The 18,371-nt window shown below is 66.3% G+C and carries 22 protein-coding genes and 1 pseudogene; 6 read left to right on the plus strand and 17 right to left on the minus strand.

The genetic code is table 11. The annotated features are described in order from the left end of the window. Positions 1–4: 4 nt before the first annotated feature. The 9 genes from FHR33_RS29070 to FHR33_RS29110 form a co-directional block, all read right to left on the minus strand. Positions 5–955, minus strand: coding sequence for a conjugal transfer protein TraI (locus FHR33_RS29070; RefSeq protein ID WP_183654233.1), 951 nt, complete (start codon positions 953–955; stop codon positions 5–7). Then, positions 952–1,137: a hypothetical protein gene (locus tag FHR33_RS29075; protein ID WP_183654235.1), complete on the minus strand. Its 186-nt coding sequence runs from the start codon at positions 1,135–1,137 to the stop codon at positions 952–954. The genes FHR33_RS29070 and FHR33_RS29075 overlap by 4 nt, the downstream gene beginning before the upstream one ends. Next, positions 1,134–1,514 (minus strand): RRQRL motif-containing zinc-binding protein, encoded by a 381-nt coding sequence (locus tag FHR33_RS29080; RefSeq protein ID WP_183654237.1) that lies wholly within the window; start codon positions 1,512–1,514, stop codon positions 1,134–1,136. Before FHR33_RS29080 ends, FHR33_RS29075 begins: the two co-directional genes overlap by 4 nt. A gap of 37 nt (positions 1,515–1,551) precedes the next feature. Beyond that, the gene (locus FHR33_RS29085) at positions 1,552–1,776 is read right to left on the minus strand and encodes a hypothetical protein (RefSeq protein ID WP_183654238.1); all 225 of its coding nucleotides are present in this window, start codon (positions 1,774–1,776) and stop codon (positions 1,552–1,554) included. Between the two features lie 13 nt (positions 1,777–1,789). Next, the gene (locus tag FHR33_RS29090) at positions 1,790–1,963 is read right to left on the minus strand and encodes a hypothetical protein (protein ID WP_183654241.1); all 174 of its coding nucleotides are present in this window, start codon (positions 1,961–1,963) and stop codon (positions 1,790–1,792) included. After that, on the minus strand, positions 1,963–2,262 hold the full coding sequence (locus tag FHR33_RS29095; RefSeq protein ID WP_183654245.1) for a WhiB family transcriptional regulator: 300 nt from the start codon (positions 2,260–2,262) through the stop codon (positions 1,963–1,965). The genes FHR33_RS29090 and FHR33_RS29095 overlap by 1 nt, the downstream gene beginning before the upstream one ends. Further along, complete coding sequence (locus tag FHR33_RS29100) at positions 2,259–2,420, minus strand: hypothetical protein (RefSeq protein WP_183654248.1); 162 nt, start codon at positions 2,418–2,420, stop codon at positions 2,259–2,261. Before FHR33_RS29100 ends, FHR33_RS29095 begins: the two co-directional genes overlap by 4 nt. Before the next feature lie 82 nt (positions 2,421–2,502). Further along, positions 2,503–2,676, minus strand: a complete 174-nt coding sequence (locus FHR33_RS29105) for a hypothetical protein (protein WP_183654249.1) — start codon at positions 2,674–2,676, stop codon at positions 2,503–2,505. Positions 2,677–2,772: 96 nt separating this feature from the next. Further along, complete coding sequence (locus FHR33_RS29110; protein ID WP_183654252.1) at positions 2,773–3,033, minus strand: hypothetical protein; 261 nt, start codon at positions 3,031–3,033, stop codon at positions 2,773–2,775. Positions 3,034–3,413: 380 nt separating this feature from the next. Between FHR33_RS29110 and FHR33_RS29115 the strand changes: the two genes are divergently transcribed. Both FHR33_RS29115 and FHR33_RS29120 read left to right on the plus strand, forming a co-directional pair. Then, the gene (locus tag FHR33_RS29115) at positions 3,414–4,178 is read left to right on the plus strand and encodes a GntR family transcriptional regulator (protein WP_183654254.1); all 765 of its coding nucleotides are present in this window, start codon (positions 3,414–3,416) and stop codon (positions 4,176–4,178) included. A gap of 39 nt (positions 4,179–4,217) precedes the next feature. Further along, on the plus strand, positions 4,218–5,309 hold the full coding sequence (locus FHR33_RS29120; RefSeq protein WP_183654257.1) for an alanine racemase: 1,092 nt from the start codon (positions 4,218–4,220) through the stop codon (positions 5,307–5,309). Positions 5,310–5,553: 244 nt separating this feature from the next. Here the strand turns inward: FHR33_RS29120 and FHR33_RS29125 are convergent, their stop codons facing one another. From FHR33_RS29125 to FHR33_RS29135, 3 genes are all read right to left on the minus strand, one after another. Next, positions 5,554–6,216: a hypothetical protein gene (locus FHR33_RS29125; RefSeq protein WP_183654260.1), complete on the minus strand. Its 663-nt coding sequence runs from the start codon at positions 6,214–6,216 to the stop codon at positions 5,554–5,556. Between the two features lie 1,348 nt (positions 6,217–7,564). Continuing rightward, entirely contained in the window at positions 7,565–8,452 is an 888-nt protein-coding gene (locus tag FHR33_RS29130; protein WP_312896019.1) for an IS5 family transposase, read from the minus strand. A gap of 167 nt (positions 8,453–8,619) precedes the next feature. Beyond that, positions 8,620–8,835: a hypothetical protein gene (locus tag FHR33_RS29135; protein WP_183654266.1), complete on the minus strand. Its 216-nt coding sequence runs from the start codon at positions 8,833–8,835 to the stop codon at positions 8,620–8,622. A gap of 823 nt (positions 8,836–9,658) precedes the next feature. On the opposite strand from FHR33_RS29135, the gene FHR33_RS29140 reads away from it, so the two are divergent. The 3 genes from FHR33_RS29140 (at position 9,659) to FHR33_RS29150 (ending at position 13,351) form a co-directional block, all read left to right on the plus strand. Further along, entirely contained in the window at positions 9,659–10,912 is a 1,254-nt protein-coding gene (locus tag FHR33_RS29140; RefSeq protein WP_312895768.1) for a serine/threonine-protein kinase, read from the plus strand. A gap of 119 nt (positions 10,913–11,031) precedes the next feature. After that, on the plus strand, positions 11,032–11,574 hold the full coding sequence (locus FHR33_RS29145) for an SMI1/KNR4 family protein (protein ID WP_183654269.1): 543 nt from the start codon (positions 11,032–11,034) through the stop codon (positions 11,572–11,574). Between the two features lie 184 nt (positions 11,575–11,758). Next, positions 11,759–13,351, plus strand: a complete 1,593-nt coding sequence (locus FHR33_RS29150; protein ID WP_183654272.1) for a hypothetical protein — start codon at positions 11,759–11,761, stop codon at positions 13,349–13,351. A gap of 98 nt (positions 13,352–13,449) precedes the next feature. Here the strand turns inward: FHR33_RS29150 and FHR33_RS29155 are convergent, their stop codons facing one another. The 4 genes and pseudogenes from FHR33_RS29155 to FHR33_RS53410 all read right to left on the minus strand — a co-directional run. Then, the gene (locus FHR33_RS29155) at positions 13,450–13,860 is read right to left on the minus strand and encodes a hypothetical protein (RefSeq protein ID WP_183654275.1); all 411 of its coding nucleotides are present in this window, start codon (positions 13,858–13,860) and stop codon (positions 13,450–13,452) included. A 473-nt stretch (positions 13,861–14,333) separates the two neighbouring features. Beyond that, positions 14,334–15,116 (minus strand): glycoside hydrolase family 16 protein, encoded by a 783-nt coding sequence (locus tag FHR33_RS29160; RefSeq protein ID WP_183654278.1) that lies wholly within the window; start codon positions 15,114–15,116, stop codon positions 14,334–14,336. 294 nt (positions 15,117–15,410) lie between these two features. Further along, positions 15,411–15,842 carry a PPOX class F420-dependent oxidoreductase gene (locus FHR33_RS29165; protein ID WP_183654281.1) on the minus strand — a complete coding sequence of 144 codons (432 nt, stop codon included), beginning with the start codon at positions 15,840–15,842 and terminating at the stop codon, positions 15,411–15,413. A 144-nt stretch (positions 15,843–15,986) separates the two neighbouring features. Then, a pseudogene (locus tag FHR33_RS53410) lies at positions 15,987–16,889 on the minus strand (NAD(P)-dependent oxidoreductase); the annotation flags it as partial. Here FHR33_RS53410 and FHR33_RS29175 point away from each other — a divergent pair. After that, positions 16,821–17,252 (plus strand): MerR family transcriptional regulator, encoded by a 432-nt coding sequence (locus FHR33_RS29175; protein ID WP_221241295.1) that lies wholly within the window; start codon positions 16,821–16,823, stop codon positions 17,250–17,252. The pseudogene FHR33_RS53410 and the gene FHR33_RS29175 sit on opposite strands and share 69 nt — an antisense overlap. 76 nt (positions 17,253–17,328) lie before the next feature. Here the strand turns inward: FHR33_RS29175 and FHR33_RS29180 are convergent, their stop codons facing one another. Further along, complete coding sequence (locus FHR33_RS29180) at positions 17,329–18,330, minus strand: MFS transporter (protein WP_183654284.1); 1,002 nt, start codon at positions 18,328–18,330, stop codon at positions 17,329–17,331. Positions 18,331–18,371 lie beyond the last annotated feature (41 nt).

The raw sequence follows: 18,371 nt of genomic DNA on the forward strand, positions 1-18,371 counted from the left end.
CGGGTCAGTCCTTTCCGGTGGTGGGGTCGTTGCGGAGGGCGTCACGGACGGCGCGGGCGTCATCCATGGCGCAGCCAAGGGTGCGTTGGAGGCGGTAGGCGCTGGGTTCGGCAGGCAGCTCACCGGAAGCGATGAGAGTCCGGGCGCGCTCGATCAGAGCGGTGCTCACGCCCGCGTTTCCCCCGTACGTAAGGCCAGTAAGGGGGGCGCGGGTGCCGTGATCCAGGTTGGCGAACGCGGCCAGGATGATCGGCAGGGCGGTGACGATCGCCACAGCGACGGTCGGGCCGATGATGTGCAGCACCACCCCGCCGACCGTGAACGTCTCACCCTCGGGCAGGGACCAGGGCAGGTGCGGCCAGGCGTTCATGCCGAACGTCAGGGCCAGGAACAGCCCTTCGATCCGGGTCAAGATGCGGTTGGTGATGGGCTGGCCGCGGGTGCCCATGTAGGCGCGAGCGCCGACCACGACGAGCAGGGCCAGGGACATGAACGGCTCGACCAGCCAGGCGAACAACCAGGCGGGCGACCAGGCCGGGGCTCCCTCGGCGGCGAACTGTTGCACGCCCGCCGTGGACCAGGCCAGCGACAGCGCCAGCACGACCATCGCGACCGACACCAGCAGTCGCCGCATGCGGGCGGCCTGCCAGGCGCGCATCTGCGGGTCTTGGGCCAGCGCGTGCAGCCGGGCGGCTTCCTGCGCCTGCTTGCGACGCTTGCGGACCTTGGGGGTGTCGAGCATGAGCGGGGTGTCGTCGGCCTGGAGGTCGGCCAACTGGTGCGCCTCGGCCACCTCGGCGCGCAACCGCAGCACGCGCCGGGTCGCGCCGGGCAGCTCGGCCGGCGAAGGTGCGGCGGGCGCCTGGCTGGCTACGTGCCGCTCCAGTTCGGCCAGCCCGCGGGCTACCTCTTCGGGTGTCGGTTCGGGGATCGGGTCAGGGTTGATGGCGCTCACGGGCGTTCCCCTCCTTTGGGGCGGCGGTCGCGGTCGGATCGCTGGTTGCGGTTCATGCCGTGCTTGCGGTCGGTCTCGATGAAGCCGTCTCGTCCGGCTTCGGGCTGGTAGAAGGTCGGCAGCTTCTCGCCGTGGACGGTGACGCCGGGGCGCCTGCTGGTGTCGAGGGTGCGGCGGCTCATGCGGCCACCCCTGGGGCGCAGTCGAGGCAGGTTCCGAGATGGCGGGGCAGGACGTAGCCGACATCGGTACGGCAGTCGGGGCAGGTGCGGCGGGCGGCGGTGGCCTTGGCCAGTGCGGCGAGCTGAGCCGGGGTTGGGGTGCGCTTGGGCAGTGCGAACCGCACGTCGTAGAGGTAGGAGGCCCGTACGCCGGGCGCGCCGTAGCGGCGGGAGCGCCAAAGGATCTGTGCCTGAACGCCCTGCCCGGCGGGGCGAAGCCCGCGGGCGGCGAGCTGGCGCAGGGTGAGCAGGTGGGCGGGGGCCATCTGCCAGGGGTAGGTGGGGATGCTGTAGCGGGCGCCGGTGGGGTCCCAGAAGCGGGCGCGGATGCGGCTCATGAGGCGGCCGTGGCGGGGTTGGTAGCGGTGACGGCGGTCATGAGCGGCCCCACCCTCCCCAGCAGCGCGGGCAGCCGGGTCGGTCGCACATGTTGTGAGGGTCGGCGGACCATTGGCGGAGGGCGGCTTCGGCAGGGTCGGCCAGGCCGATGATGGCGCGGGCCATGTGCCGGATGCCGCGGCGCTCCTGAGCGATGCGGATCAGGTCGCAGGTGATGAGCCCGGCGATGAACACCAGCAGGTAGCCGAGTACGGAGATCACGAGAACCCTCCTTTCAGGCGTGGGACTGGGCGCGGAAGCGGATGCGGCAGGTACGGCAGCCGGGGCGGCAGGCCGCGCCGTGCATCGGGCACAGCTCGGTGCGGCGGCCCTTGGTGCTGCCGCAGCGGCGGCAGCCGATGACGTTCGCGGAGCGCTGGCCGCAGTCGAAGCAGCGAAAGCGGGCCATCAGGCCACCTCCGCCTTGAGGGCGTGGAGTTCGTCGGCGGTCAGCGCGGCCCACACCCCGTAGCGGGGGGCGGTGGCCACGGCGTAGGCCAGGCACTCCGTCAGCGCCGGACAGCGGCGGCACAGCGCCTTGGCGCTGGCCTCACGCTCCTGACGCTCGGAGTCGGTTTCGTCGACGTCGGGACCGATAAACAGGTCGGCATCTGCCAACTGGCAGGCCGGTCCGGCATCCGCTACGTCGGCCAGGAGTCCGACCTGTCTTTCGCCGCCCAGCAGGGCCGTCACGAGGGCGGCGGTCACAGCGCCACCCCCAACACGCGAAGGGCGTCGTTCAGGCAGAGCCGGGCGCAGGTGTGGCAGACGGGCGGCGAGGGCGGCTCGGAGCCGGGCGCGGAGCTCTCCGCGCCGTCGCACACCTGGCAGATCCACTGCACATCGGTCAGGGACCCGTAAGACATGATGAGAACACCTCTCTGAGAAGGGGAGGGCCGGGGGCGGCTCGTGTCTTGGCGGATGGAGGCCGCACCCGGCGGGGCAAGGTCACTTGCTGATGGCCTTGATGAACTCGGCGAACTGCTGAGCGCCGGTCACAGTCGCTTCAAAGGCCCACTTGACCGCCACGGCAGCGCTCTGCGGGTCAGTGAAGAGGTAAATGACAAAGCCGATCAGGAACAGCGTCGGCAGGAACCGGCCGACGCTCTTGGCGGGCTGCATGGGAAGCTCCCTTGGCTTGATGAACCCGGCAGAGCAGCCGGAGTGCCCCGGCTGGGAGTCGAACCCTGCCTGCGACCATCGGGGCGGTTGGAATGGCTATGCGGCCAGCCGGTCGGGCTCCAGCGCGAAGAACAGGACGTTGAGCGAGGTCGCGCGGGTCTCGCGCTTGGCCAGCTCGAAGATCTGCATGTAGACGCCCATGCGGGAGGCGCCGGGCGGGATGTCCACCGTGTTGGAGAAGGTGGCGTTGCCGAAGCCGCCGCCGGTGGGCCACTGCACGGTGATCACCCACATGTAGCGGTGGGTCTGGCCGGTGTCACTGGCGTTCTGAGGTGCGCCGTTGGTGGCGGTGTCCATGGTGAAGATCTCCCTTGAATGGAAGTTGGGAACGGGTAGTGACCGGGGTCGCTGCCCTGGTCGGGCCGCCTTTTGTCGGGAGACGGTGGCCCTTCGGCGTCGCTGTTGAGTTGATCGAGCGGCAGCAATCGCGTCTGGCCCGTCGGCCAGAGCGGTCCGTTGGCGTCGGCGCGCGGTCCCGTCGGACCGCCTTCCGAGTGCCTTCGGTTGTGCAGTGAGGGAGGCCTCACCTCGGTTGCTCGACTTGGTCTGACGGTGCAGGTATGCTGCCTGCGAAACGTCAAACGTTTGTCGACTGGTTTGATAATGAGCCCGCCAGGGGTCGCTGTCAACAAACATCAAACGTTTGGCGTTTCGGTCGAGCGACAAAAGAGGGAGAAATGGGCACCCCAAACAAGCTGGGCTTCCGACAGATCGCCGTGCAGATCCGGCAGGAGATCGTCGAAGGCGTCTACCCGACGGCTTCGGTGCTCCCACCTGAGCCGGTCCTTGCGGAGAAGTACGGTGCGTCTCGAAGCCTCGTCAACCGAGCCATGCAGGTACTCGCAGCAGAGGGCATGATTCGCCCCAAGCAAGGGAGAGGAACGATCGTGACCTACATCCCGCCGATGCTCCACTCCGCAGCCCGTTACTCGCGGGCGGCGCGCGAAAGCGGTCAGGCGCGCGGCGCGTTCGATGCGGAGGTGCGCGAACTCGGCCTCGAACCGCAGCACGAGATCACGGTGGAGCGCGCCACGCCTCCGGATGACGTGGCCGATGCCCTCGGCCTACCGCGCGGAGAGGAGAACGCCCTCGTACGGCGTCGCCGACTCTTGGCGTCCGGCATTCCGGTACGGCTCAACGCCTCATGGTTCCCGCACTCGATCGCGGACGGCACCGACCTTGAAGCCGATGGGCCGAACATCCAGGGCGGCGTCAAGACAGCCCTGGCCGAACTCGGCTACGCCCAGACCGAAGCGAGCGAGCGCATCATCGTGCGCCCGCCCACCGACGAAGAAGCCGACGCCCTGGAGATCAGCCCCGAGCGCACGGTTCTCGACATCTTCCATGTCGGCAGGACCCAGAGCGGGCAGGCTGTCGAGGTGACCACCACGGTCACGCCCGCGCACTACCTCGTGATTGAGCACACCTTCCCGCTCACCTGACGCACGGCCAGCCAGCTATCACCTGAAGGGGATGACGCGATGACAGCTACAACCCTGCCGATCCGCGCCAAGGCGCTGGAGCTTGCCGACGCCGGCCAACTGCCCGCGTACGTGTACGACCTTGCCGACCTTGACGCCCACATGGCGGCCGTCCGGGCCGCCATGGGCGACGTCGAGGTGTATTACGCCGTCAAGGCCAACCCTGACCCCAACCTCATGCGGGTCATCGCGCCCTACGTAGACGGCTTCGAGATCGCGTCCGGGGGAGAGCTGGCGCACGTGCGCGAGCACTTCCCCGACTCGCGCATCGCACTCGGCGGCCCCGGCAAGACCGATGCCGAACTGTTCGCGGACGTCTACCGGCTCCACATCGAGAGCCCCAGCGAAATCCGGCGCCTGTTCGCGGCGGGCCGGTCTGCTGACGTGCTGCTTCGCGTCAATCTCGACATCCCCATCAAGGGCGCGTCGCTGGCAATGGGGGGTGGCGCGACGCCCTTCGGGATGGACCCCGACGGCGTGGTCGAGTGCCTGGAGATGCTGGCAGGTCAGGACGCTGTACGGCTTCGCGGCATCCATGCACACCTGGCCAGCGGCTTGGACGCTCCTACGATGTTGGAGCTGGCCGACGCCATTCTCGACTACGCCCGTGGTCTTGGCGTCACGGAGATCAACATCGGCGGCGGCATGGCCGTCTCCTACTCCGACCCCGAATCCCGCTTCGACTGGCAGACGTACGGCGCGGGCCTGGCAGCGCTTCGACGTTCCGGCGAGACCTTTCGTATCGAGCCGGGCCGATCGATCTCGGTCTATTGCGGGCGGTATGTCACCCGAGTGCTGGACGTCAAGCGCGTCCACGGTGAGCTGTTCGCGGTGGTCGCAGGAGGGACTCACCACATCAGGACGCCCGCAACCAAGGGGCACAGCCAGCCCATGGTCATCGACGAGCCAGGAGAGCCGACCACCATCGTTGGCCAACTCTGCACACCGAAGGACACCATGGCGCGGCACGTCCCAGTGAGCCTGAAGGCGGGAGGTGTGGTGGAGTTCCTCATGGCAGGTGCGTACGCCTGGAATATCTCTCATCATGACTTCCTGATGCACCCGAAGCCTACGTTCCACTACATCGGCTGACGGGCATCGTGAGGCGGCTCGGAGGATTATTTCCGAGCCGCCTCACATTGTGCGGAACGGTGTCCCTCTGTGCGACTCCCTCAGAAGGGAAGGTCATCAGGGAAGGAGCTTTCGGAGGGGCGCGCCGCACTAGGAAGTGGAAGGTTCGTAAGCATAAAGAGATCAAGAATATCGTTACGATCCATAAAGAGAATCTGACTCCTCTTGGAAGGGTCGGTCGCCGTCCAGAGTTCCTTGACGAGCGTTAGTTGGACTTCCCTCCGGTAGGCATCAATTTGTCGATGACTGCGCTAATCCTCTCGGTTGCCTGAACACCTCCAGTCAGCAGTGAGAGTGCTGCTGAAACCAGCAAGGCTACGCGTACGCTTTGGCTGGCTTCAGGTGCGTCGCTAAAAATCGGCAGGAATGGAAGCCCGAAGCCAGCTCCGGTTAGAACTGTGGCAGGCCATAGGCGGTCCAATATCTTTCGCCACCTGCCCGGTGGCTCCATATTGGGTGCTGAGGCGGTAAGCTTTTCTAGGTCCCCTTCGGCCCATGCGGCAAGACCTGATGTAAGGGATTCTGATATGGCTCGAAAATCCTTTGGCGTTTGCGCGTGAATAAGTCGAGGCTTGTATGAGCGAATCACGGTGGCGAGTTTGAGTCCGAGAATGTAAGCCTCTTGTCGGGTTAATGCATCCCAGCGAGGGGCTCGCGGTAGGGCAAATTTCTCGGCCGCGCGTGCGGCGCGCTCCAACTCTGCAATCAGAAGGCGAATATTTGAGTTATTAGCCCATGGTTTGAAAGTGATGGGCACTCGTTCGGATTTGACCGATTGCTGCTGATTGGATCCTTGTTGGGGCTTGGCGTCTGGAACGGAGCGTCGATCCTTTCGCTTTTCCTCATCATGATTCTCGATGTCATGCATGGTTACCGCGTGACACCAGTAAGTCCAAAATGTTACGGCAAGTAGTCTGAGCATAACTGAATCTAGGCGGCTGGTATTCCGATAGCGCATCAGTGGAATGGCGTAGCGGACTGCATGAAAAAGGCTCGTTATCAAGGAAATTGATATTAGGTATGGTGCTACTATGACTGCCCCAATGGCCGCTGTTGTCATCTGGGATGCTACTTCTGGCCAAAGCGCCGCGGAGCCAATCATCGCGATGGCGAATAAGTATCCGAGCGTAAGGGCAAGTTGTCCATCATGTCGCGTCCACTTCGAAGTAAGGTCGAGGGAGAGCTCATCCAGATCGACTGATCGCGTAAATGGAAGGGCGAATATAAAGAGAGTAGTTAGTGCGGCGATAAAGGATGCTATAACTATCAATAGCGCCCTTGCGTTTGATGTTGGCTGAAGCTCATGGACTAGAACGGACAACCCTAGCCCCAGAAAGGGAATGCTTAGAAACGCTGTGGCAGCCAGTCCCCAAATCCAGCGGGGTGATATTATCCAATAGACTGCCTGTCGGGCTCCAGCTGCAACCGCCTTTCGTCGCAATGAAAGGCGAAGCGATGGGTCAATATTGGGTAAGCCCTCTATGTAGCGCGCGATTTGCTTTTGCTTCATTGAAGCGATCCGGTGTGCTCGCTCTATTCTCGCACGTTTAGTTATCCGCATGGCTAGGAGGAACTTATGGAGGACAACTCCCCAGGCGATACTGTGCAGAGCTTGTCTGAGTTGCGAAAACAGCACTAGTCCAGTGTGGCCCTACTTGGCCAGCTGTGCACCTAAGTTGGGCTTAGAGGTTCGCTTCGCTTACTGGCCGGGCTTGGACGTCTATGCGCTGGTCCGGGATAGCGCGGGATGAGCTGCAATCCCCGCGACTGCGGGCCGGCCGTCGTACGCCCGAGTCCAACATCATTTTGGCGGGGAGGATGCAGCCTCGGGTTCACGGTGTCACTGGTGTCCCCCGTGTCCCCGAACCGCATTTGAGCTGGGAGAACGCACGAAATCTTGAGGGACACTTCCGGCGACGCGCTGTCCCTCGTGTCCCTCGCCGGATGCGGCGCGCTGAGAGCCTTTCTGGCAAGAGCAACTTTGGAGTGATGTATAGACGTCAGGACGTCACTATTTGCGGCTCTCCGTGGCACCCAGGGGCTTGCTCGGTGGCGTTGATCGCATGCGACTGGGCACGAGGGCGAATGAGGTGCTTCGCACGCCTCTTGATCGCGCTTCGCGCAGTAGGGGCTGAAACACTCTCAGATCCCGCCGCGCGCCCAGGCTCCAGACTGTTGCAGCGCCCTTCTCGTGCGAAGCACCACTAGGGCGTGTTTCATAAACCGCGGAGCCACTCGTTGATCGCAGCGATGGTGAGTGTGGCCTCGAAGCGGACAGCGAGCTTGTCGTACCGCGTAGCCATGGCACGGTTCTGTTTAAGCTGGTTGATGCCACATTCCACGGCATGACGCCGACGGTAGAGGGTGGCGTCGAAGGCTGGAGGCCGCCCGCCCTTGGAACCCTTCGCGCGCCGGTGAGCGTCCTGGTCGGCCTTACTCGGGATGCATGCCTTGATCCCACGCCGGCGCAAATGATCGCGGTTGGCCTTGCTGGTGTAGGCCTTGTCGGCCAGGACCCGATCGGGACGAGTCCGGGGCCGGCCACCACCAAGACGGCTGATGCGGATCTTGTTCAGCACTGGGATGAACTGCGGGCTGTCACCCCGCTGACCGGCCGTCACCAGCAGGGCCAGGGGTTTGCGGCCCTGCTCGCAGACCAGGTGTGTCTTGGTGGTCAGCCCACCGCGTGAACGGCCCAACGCATGACCGTCCGGTTCGCTGTGCACCCCACCAGGCGGTTCCTTCTGCAGGTGACCGTCCCGGCGTGCCCCAGCGGCATGCTGGTGGGCCCGGCTGATCGTGGAGTCCACACTCGCCGTCCAGCCGATCTTCCCGGCGGCGTCCGCGTGCGCCTGCAACGCTGCCAGGATCTTCGCCCAGGTGCCATCACGCTGCCAGCGGCGGAACCGGCCATACACCGTTGACCAGGGCGCATAAAGCTCAGGGACGTCCCGCCACGGCGCGCCGGTCCGAATCCGCCAGCGGATCCCGTCGATCAACTGCCGCCTGCTCCATTTCGGCGGACGACCGCGGCCCGAAGGGGCGGGTAACAGCGGTTCCAGCGCTGCCCATTGCCCGTCGGTCAGGTCGTGCCGCCTCGTCACCGCTACGCTGGCCACGAGGTCTCCGGTACTTGGCTCTTCTTGGTCGTTGAACCAACTACCGGAGGCCTCGTCGTTTATCGATGACCGCCACGCCGCAAGCCCTCAAAGACCCTTTTGGAAACACGGCCTAGGGTCGCGCGAAGCGCCGCTTTGCCCTTCCTTCGGAATCATTCGCTGGCGTCGTACTCCTGACATGTCGCGCACGGGGTCCGAGTGTTCTGGCAGAGGTCCAACGCATGGACCAGCTCACCTGCGAATTCGTGTGCGCTGATGTGCCCGTTGATGCGCCCGGTGTCGGGGTCGAAGGTGGCGAGTGTGAAGCTCTCGCGGTTGACCACGGCGGTGCTGCGAAGTACGGCAAAGATCGCGCTCTCGGGGGTCATGGCGTGAAGTATCCAGCATCGATGCTGAGGGCGAGTGGTGACGAACCGCGTGACAACCGTCAATGTTGATCACAGACGCTGATGGACGTTGGCGGACGGTTGAACGCTGGTCGTGCGGCCCGCCACGTGCTTCGTACGCGCGTTCTTGTTGCCTGAAAAGCGGAAGGTCGGCAGTTCGACCCTGCCCCTGACCACCTTCTTTCAGCAACAAGGAAGCCCCGAAGCGATAACGCTCCGGGGCGTTTTTGTGTCCGGGACGGCAACGCCTGACGGACGGTCGCTCACCGGGAACGACAAGGGCGAATCGGAGCCATCAGGCCCGCGATGTGTCTCATGGTCCGGAAGGCGGTCGGGATGGGCGCGCCGTCGCCGTCCGAGTTGGGTGGACCGAGAACGCCTCTCAGGATGTCCATCGCGGTGGTCGTGTCCGAGATCACTCAAGGAAGGCGGCGACGGATGCCCGTGGGGCGAGGGGGCCTGGCTCCATCGCCATAGATCTCATCGGCCGACGTCCGTTCTGGAACGTGAGGGTGACGACAACGGTCACGACGACGTCAGCCATCGCGGGCATATGGTGGCAGCCGCCCACACGCCCCCGGAGGCTGGAGGCGTCTCGCAAGGTTGGGGCGTGGCAGCGTCTTGGGTGGTCCGGGCGGGCACATGCGGCTTATGTGTAATTTGGGGCCATTTCTTGATCGCTTGTACAGACAGTCTGATCGTCACGCTGATACGTTTTTTTCTGTCTGTTTGATTCGTTCTGGGGGCCAGCGTGAACCAGCCATTAGTGGAGGACGATCCTCGAAGGCTGGGTCCGTATGACATCGTGGCTCGCCTCGGGCAGGGCGGGCAGGGCGTCGTCTACCTGGGGCGGACGGAGTCCGGCGAGCAGGTCGCCGTCAAGCTTCTGCATCCTGGCCTGCTGACCGACTCTGACGCGAGGAGCAGGTTCCTTCGCGAGGTGGAGATCGCCCGGCGCGTGGCCAGGTTCTCCACCGCCCCCGTGCTGAACGCCGACCTCGCCGGCCAGCGGCCGTACATCGTCAGCGAGTACGTGCCGGGGCCCTCGCTGCACGCCCTCGTCACCACGGAGGGGCCGCGGCGCGGCGCCGCGCTCGACCGGCTGGCGGTCAGCACCGCCACCGCGCTGGCCGCCATCCACCGTGCCGGGGTCCTGCACCGGGACTTCAAACCCGCCAACATCCTGATGGGGCCGGAGGGTCCCGTCGTGATCGACTTCGGCATCGCCCGCGCTCTGGACGCGCCGGGCACCGCCTCGACCGGATCGCTGATGGGGACGCCGTCGTACCTCGCGCCGGAGCACATCGCCGGGGCGACGGCGACGGAGGCGGCCGACATCTTCGCCTGGGGCGTGACCATGGTGTTCGCCGCCTCGGGCCAGCCCCCGTTCGGCGCGGACTCCACCCCGGCGGTGATCCACCGCATCCTCCACAAGAAGCCGGAGATATCCGGGCTGGACGGAACGCTGCTCGAACTCGTCACCGCCAGCCTTTCCAAGGATCCGGCCAAGCGGCCGAGCGCCGATGCTCTGGCCGCCAGGTTGACCTCGCACCACGTGCGGCCCGCGGGGCGCGGGCGCCGCCGTACGGTGATCCTGGCGGTCGCCGCCTGCGCGGCGGCGGCGCTGGTCGTCGCGGGTGGTCTGCTGATGAACGTGGGCGGGCACCCGGTGGGGTCACCCGCGAAGGGGACTTCGACGTTTCAGCCGACGGTGTCGCCCACCACGTCTCTCACCGCCGTGCCGTCACAGACCAAAAAGGCGGTACGGCTGACGACACCCCCGGCGTCCAGGCAGACGGTACCCAAGCAGGCGATACCCAAGGCGACGCCCAGCCGCAGGACGTCGGTGCCGACCGCCAAGCAGACCCGCACCGAGAGCCTCGCGAACACGCCGACAGGCGACGATTCCCGGAAGGGCTCGACTCCCGACCCGACCTCGGGGACCACCCCGGAACCAGCCCCCGAGACCACCACTGCTCCGGCCCCTACGTTTGTCTCACCCCCTCCGTATTGGACTCCACCCGAGAATCCCTACACCTGCATTCCCTCGATGTGCTGACACCGCCTGGCTATAGGGACTGGTCCTCGGTGAACAGTGCGCCCTTCTCGCGGGCCCAGCTGAGCAGATGGCGAAGCCGTGGATCGGGTACCTGGTCTGGGGTGGTCTAATCTCTCTGGATGACGGAGACATCTGAACATCTGGCCCTTCCCGCTGCCCTGGCCGACGTCGCCAAGGTCGGCTTCGAGTGGGAGTGGGACGAAGAAGCCGACGAAGCCCGTGGTTGTGATTTCGAGCTGTACGAACGGTTCGAGGCGCCGGAGAGGACCGCGCGGTGGTTTCGCCTGTGGACCGGTAACGAAGAGGTCGACGGCAGCGAATTCCGCTTCTTCGGCGCTACCGGGGCAGGCGACTACGCCGGCTTCTGGCTGGTTCGTCCTGGTGTGTCAGTCACCGAGCAGCCTGTCGTCTATCTCGGTTCCGAGGGTGAATGCGGCGTGATAGCTCGCGATCTCGGTGATCTGCTCCGGTTGTTCGCGGACGGCTTCGGCCCGGCAGAGGCATTCGCCGACCCAGATCGTGAGACGCAGCCGAACGAGGCATTCCAGGCGATCGCGGAGCGATACGCGCCGGGGAGAGGCGGTTCCGCGGCGGGGATCGTGGCGGGGGCGCGAGAGGAGTTCCCTGGCTTCTCGGAGTTCATCGACGCGATGTGCCGCTGAGTGAAGGAGCGAGGGATGAGCCGCGTAGAACTCACCCGCCGCGCCGGGATCCGGGGAAACCTCCGCTGAATCTCCACGAGAGCATTACTCGGTCGCACTACGATCAAGCCTCATTGTGCGCATATACCGTTTAGCGGCTTTCTCCTACTTAGCCATCACCCTCGGTTCGACCATCCTCAGCCTGGTGATCGGCACCGCGACACCCGCATGGCTGGTCACCATGTGGTACCCGCCGGGCGAGATCATCGGGGCGTCCCCTCTGGTGCTGGGCGGGTTGCTGCTGCTCGGGCTGGTGAACTCGTGGATGGTGTGGCAGGTTCTGCGGGGACCCGCGCCTGTGGCCGTGCCGATGCGTCGGGCGGCCACGTGGCTACGGCTGCTGCTGTACGCCAACGTGATGTGGCTGCTGATCCCCTATGTCTTCCCAGACCTGGCCGAGATGGTCATCGGGCTGGCGCTCTGGGTGCCTGCTTTCGTGCTGCTCACGGTGGTGCTCACCGGGTCGGGTTGGCCCTTCCGACTGGCTCTGCTCCTGCTCGGACTGGTGGAACCGGCCAGAACGCTAACGATCGGCCTGGTGGACGATCTGCGGCCTGTGCTCTTCGTGAGTCCGGCCTACCGAGCGACTGTCATGGCCGTGGGAGTGGCCACGTTCGTCATGATGGCGATGCTCCTGCTCGCTCAGCGACGCGACGGACGCTGGAGCCGAGCGACGCTCCTCATCGGTCTGGGCACGTTCGCGAGCGCGTTCCTGGTGGAGCTCGTCGACAGCCTGACGAGGGGCGGCACGATCGAGTCGATCGCCGAGGCGATGGACGTGCTCTACATCGTCTGGCTGGCGCGCACGGCGCATGAGCTGAACCGTGAGCCGAGGCAGAAGGCGGCTCTGCGCGTGCCCACAGCGGTCCCGGCCGTGGCCGCGCTCCTCCTGCTGATGGTCGTCGGACCCGAGTGCCGTCCCCATCTCACCTTCACCTGGCAGAGCGATGAGCTCATGGAATGCTGGGCGCCGTCGCAACCGCCACGTGTCGCGGACATCCCGGCCCACGAGCGCAATCGGGCCTACATGTGCAGCGTGAGCAAGCCGTCCGGTCTGCAGGTCTCGGACCGGGAACTGCTCGGCAGGGGCTGGGCCGCGTGCGCCAGGTTCGCGGCCGGGGAGCAGGCCAAGGCTCGGCCCGCGCTGCTCGCGCTGCTCTGCCCGGAGGTGATCGGACGGAGATATCCGGAGCTGTTGCTGTCGTCCGCTCAGATCGGCAGGCAGCAGGCAGAGAAGGAGAACATCGCGCGCAGACAGCGGGAGCGCGAGGCGCGGGAGGAGGACGCCAGGTGCCGCGACCCGTGGCCCGCGCTACGTACCCGATTCCAGGCGACCGCGTCCTACTACGACTGGGACAGCCAGCCCTACGGCATCTACGACGCGGAAGCCGACACCGCGGAAGATTCCGAGGCGATCTGGAATGCGGAATCGTCCGGCATCATGGCAGCCAGCGGTCAGCTGGCCATGGTCTTCACACCCAGCCAGGACTGGGCGACCTGCGTCACGGCGAAGGCGCTGCGCTCGGCCCCGCCACCCCTGCGACGCAAAGGCTGGGACCAGGTGGTCGAGGCGGACATCGTCAGCGAATCGGGTCACCTGGTGATGCAGACGCTGTCGGCGAGCAAGGTGCGCTTCCCCAATCTCGCGCGCAGCGGTCCTGGCAGCTACCGGCTGCGCCTGTATACGCGTCCAGGCGTGGATCTCATCCTCATCTATCCGGCCCGGAGGGCGGCGTAGCGATGGGCGGCGGCCGGTTACACCGATCCTCTACGGAGCACCGCACCGAGCGCTGGCGCCGCTCGCCGCCGCGAATGATCGCGACGGCGAGCGGCCCGTCAGTAGGTCTCGATGACGGTGGTGTTGTCGGCGTAGTTCCGCTCAACCGCCGAGGTGGTGACGGTGGCTTCCAGGTGGAACGGCCCACCTGCGGAGTCCTGCCGCTTGACCGTCACCTCGAAGAACTGCGGGAAGGAGCCGGACGCCAGCTCGCAGGTCGCCCCGAAGTAGCCGAACTGGCATAGGGACGTCCCGTTCCGCACTCCGGTGATGATCTGGCCCGGGGAGACATAGAGGTCGAGCTTCACCAGTCCTACCCGGCCCTGTGCACCGACGCCCACGACGTAGGTGTCATAGGAGGCCGCCGAGCCGTTCACCCAGACATTCGCCTGCGTCTCGGCTTGGGCGGTGCTACTCATCATCGTCCCGGCGGCAAGAGCGGCAAGAGCGGTGATGACAAACTTCTTCATGAGAACTCCCGGTCAAAGATCCGGCCCGCACAGACCGGAATGGTTGAGTGCGCATTTCGGCCATTCGCCGGGGCTCGGGACGCCGGGCACGCGGAGGCACCGGACCCCGTCTTTCATGTCTGTCTCCTCCGTGGTCGCGTTCTCTGACGACCAACAAGTTACGGAGACGGCACCGACGGGGAATCTGACGTGCTTAGGTACTTCCGCCCCACGCCTTCAGTACCTGGCCTGTCCGGAGCGGCGGGCAGAGCTGCGACGACCCCACATCGGCTCAGGCGGGCGACGCACACTGCGGCACAACCATGACCGACTCTACGAATGCGACCGGTGTATTTCACCGACGTGGATCGTCGATCGTCTGGACCATGTCCGGGAGCACGACAGGGTCAGGTCGTGCCTTCGCGCAGATCCTCGGGGCTGATCCGTAGGCCCCTCTGACGGCAGCCGGGGGAGGCCGGCGCCTGGTGCGACTCCTACCTCTGCCACGCGCGGACGTAGTCCACCACCAGGTTCCCCACCGACCCCGGGGCGGGAGGCACCCCGTTGTACACGAAGTTGCTCACCACCAGGTTGACCGGGCTCGGCGGTCTGCCCTCCGCGTGACACACCTGCGCCCCGTCGATGTAGAAGTCCGTCCCCGACTCGTGGATGTCCGCCCCGTAGACGTGCATGCCGGCGCTCGGATCGAAACGGGGCGTGTGAATGCACCCCTGATGGTTTCCCCAGTGCGAGGAGAGATACAGGCGCTGGTGGTTGTCGGAGAAGTACTCGAAGACGTCCGTCTCAGCCCGCTGCCGGTGACCGGCCGCGTGCCAGGTCCAGAACGACGGCCAGAATCCCCTGGAGGAGGGAAGCGTCGCCCTGATCTCGATGTACCCGTATCTGAAGGTGTAGCCCTGGTGTCCGGTGGAGGTGATCAGGCAACTGGACCACTCGTAGTGGTGGCCTGACTCGGACCGGATGTCGTCGGGCCTGGCCGTGATGGTCAGCGCCCCGCCGGCCACGGAGCAGTTGCCCGGCTGGTCGAACTCCATCTGCTTGCTGTTCGGGTTGCCGGTGCCGTACGGATTGTCGGACCAGTCCGACTCCGCCGTGGAGCGATGCTGCCACTTGGCCCCGTCAACGGCGGATCCATGGAATTCGTCCTGGAACTTGAGGGTCCATCGCCCGCCGGGCCCGACAGGCTCGACGTCCCCCGGCGCCGAAAGCAAGACCGGGACCGTGTGCTCGGCAGTAGTTATGGTCAGGACCGACATCACTGCCAAGATTCGTAGCAACCACATGGTTCCCGCCTTTCTCAGGCAATTCATTGATTCATCGCCCAAGGGGGAAACCTGTGTCGGCACTCTCCGTGCGGTCTGTTTGCCATGCGGACAAGTGCCAGCAAACCTCTTTAGCCTGTAGGTATGGCTCTTTAGTGTCCGATTGGCATCAATGCCTGGCCGATCGGGGCATGTTTCGCCCTGACGGCGACAGGAAAGGAGCCAGACGTGTGAACGCCTGGGCAGGGCGCCCGTCTCACCGCCCTGCCCGTCGGCGCCGCACAGCCGTCAGCCGATCTCGGCGCCGTACACGTGGTCGACCGTCATCGTCATGAGCACCCGACGGTCGGACACCATCACCGACCGGTACTCGTCCCAGTCCGGGTGCTCACCGGAGGCGATGCGGTAGTAGTCCACCAGCGCCTCGACCTCGGGACCATGGGGGTCGGTGCCCGGCCCGGTCAGTGTGGCCGTGCCCTCGGCGGTGGCCCACGCCAGGCCGTCGGAGCTGGTGACCTCCAGCGCGGCACGTGAGTCCCTGCGCAGGTTCGCCGTCTTGGCCGCTCCCTCGTTCATCGAGACGTAGATGACGTCGGCCTCCTGGTCGTAGTAGGGCATGACGGGGGAGAGCTGGGGGCGGCCGTCCCTCTTGATCGTCGCGAGGACGCCGAGCCGGCTCTCCGCCAGAAGTGTGCGAGGGTCGAACGAGGTGGCGGTCACGGCAGGATGCCGGCCGGTCATGAGTGCTCGGCTGAAGGCTTGCGGAACTGCTCGATCATCGCCGCGTAGCTGTACCCGCCGTGCCCCGCGGCCACGGCCCCGGTCGGTCAGAGCCTTGACGAACCTCGGCAGCTCGGCGGTGACCCCCAGGAACTCGCTCTCGTGGATGAGATGCTCCATCGAGGCCAGGTGGGTGTCGATGGTGGCGTCGAGGGCCGGGTACGCGCCGTCGTCGATCTGCTGCGCGTAACCGGACACCCAGTCGGCCACGGTCGTGATCCCCGCCTTCGCCAGCGGGGCGAACGTGGTGGCGTCCACCCCGGCGGCACCGAGCAGGGCCGCACCCTGGAGAAAGCCGTTCAGAACGTTCCACATCAGGCTCAGAATGGCCACGTCGTACAGCGACGACAGGCCGTGGTCCTCGCCAAGGTACGTCGCTCCCTCGCCGAGGCTCCTCAGAACCGGGGCGTGCAGGTCGAAGGCCGACTGCGGCCCGCTGTAGAGGATGAGGGCGTCCGCCGTGCCGATGGCGGGAGGGATCGCCATGATCGCGCCGTCCAGATAGGTGGCGCCCTGCCGCCCCGCCCACTCGGCGCTCTCACGGGCCGCCCGCGACGTGCCCGAGGTCAGGTTCACCACCACCCGGCCGTCGAGGATCTCGCCCAAGGGGTCGAGGAGGTCGTGCGCGGCGTCGTAGTCCGAGACACAGACGATCATCAGCGGGCTGGCGGCGACGGCGTCGCCGACCGAGTCGGCGAGCTTCGCGCCCTGGGCGACGAGGTCTTCGGCCTTCGCGGCCGTGCGGTTCCACACGGTCGTGGGGTGCCCGCCGCGCAGGAACGCTCCAGCCAGCGCCTGGCCCATCAGTCCCAGGCCGATGACCGTCACGGGAGTGTGGTCGGCGTCGAGATTCGGCATTTTCTGCTCACTCAAGGTGTTGTTGGAGGTCATGGCAGAATCATCAACCTTCACACCGATATGAAGGTCAAGGAGGAAGCGGGCGTGCTGATCGGGGAGCTGAGCCGGCGGACCGGAGTCCATGCACATCAGCTGCGTTACTACGAGGCCCAGGGCCTGCTCGAGCCCGACCGCGGAGCCAACGGCTACCGCGAGTACACCGACGACGCCGTCCTCACCGTGGGTCAGATCAGGAACCTGCTCGAAGCAGGGCTGTCGACCCAGGAGATCGCGTACATGCTGCCCTGCGCCATCGGCGCGGCTCCGGACTTCGAGTCCTGCCCCGAGCTGCTGGACCTCCTGCGGGCGCGTCTGCACGGGCTGGACGAGCACATCGACACGCTCGCCCGCTCCCGCCAGGCCCTCCATGACTACATCGCCTCCACCGAGCAGCGTGTGTCGCACCGCTATCCGGCGTGCGACGCCGCCACCCTGGAGCCCACACCCGCGTGACCGCGCCCTGGGCCTGAAGGCCTCCGCGCGTCGGGATCGTCGCCGCGGTGGTGCCCCTGTCGGCACCACCGGTCCGTCATCCGGTGACCGTTCTCTCCGGGACGGGGCCGGCCGCGCAGTGCCGGACTCCGAGCAGCGGGACGGCGGCGGCGAGCGCGGCCACGGTGGCCAGGGCCGCTCCTGGGAGCAGGGCCGACGGCGTGGACAGGGAGCCACTGAGGCGGATGAACCACTCGACCGGCGCTTCCAGCAGGTCCCCCAGCGCGCCCGCCAGCCCGGTGATCACGAGCAGCAGGCCGCACACCCTGCCGAGCAGCCGGTCGGGCGTGATCGCCTGACGGTGGCTGAGCAGCGCGATGGCAGCGACGATCGTCCCTGTCAACGGGGCCACCTTTCCGATCGCGTACCAGAGATGCCCGTGGTCCGTGCCGGACAGCGCGAGCAGCAGGGTGAACGGCTGGCTCACCAGCACGGCTGACCAGGCCAGCCGGAAGGCGCCAAGCCGCCGGTGGAGCAGGAGGGCCAGCAACGCCCCCAGAAGGGCCACGCCGTAGCTCGACGCCATGCTCGACCACCAGATGTACTCACCCAACGGCATGTCCATCGCGGACAGGTCGATCACCACGTCCAGCGCCTTATCCGCCACCTCGTCGGCGAGCTCTGCCAACAGCGCCGACAACCCCAGGTAGGCGGCGATCGCCCGCAGCACCGGCTGCTTCACGGCGAAGCCGATCCCCTCCGCCATCTCCCGCCATATCCCCGCTCGGGGCGGCGGCGGCTCCTCGATGGCGCCGACGCCGAGGAACAGCAACGCCGCCGCCGGCAGCGACACGGTGACGATGACCAGGAACACGAACTCGTCCCGCTCCCACGCGGAGGGCACCGCCAACGCCAGAGCGAGTAACAGCGCCTGCGGCAATACCGACAGCAAGGCGTTAGCCGGAACCAGGCGCTTCCGCCCGACGATGGACGGCAGGTAGGCGTCCTGGGCGACCGGTGCCCCCGCCGCCAGGGCGGTCGTCACCATGACGATCGCGACGACGTGCGGCATGCCGGGCGTGCCCAGGGCGTCGACCACCGTAAGGGCTCGGCGCGACCGCCGTGCCGGACGGCCGGCGG

The organism is Nonomuraea dietziae (assembly GCF_014195505.1).
Classification (GTDB): domain Bacteria; phylum Actinomycetota; class Actinomycetes; order Streptosporangiales; family Streptosporangiaceae; genus Nonomuraea; species Nonomuraea roseola.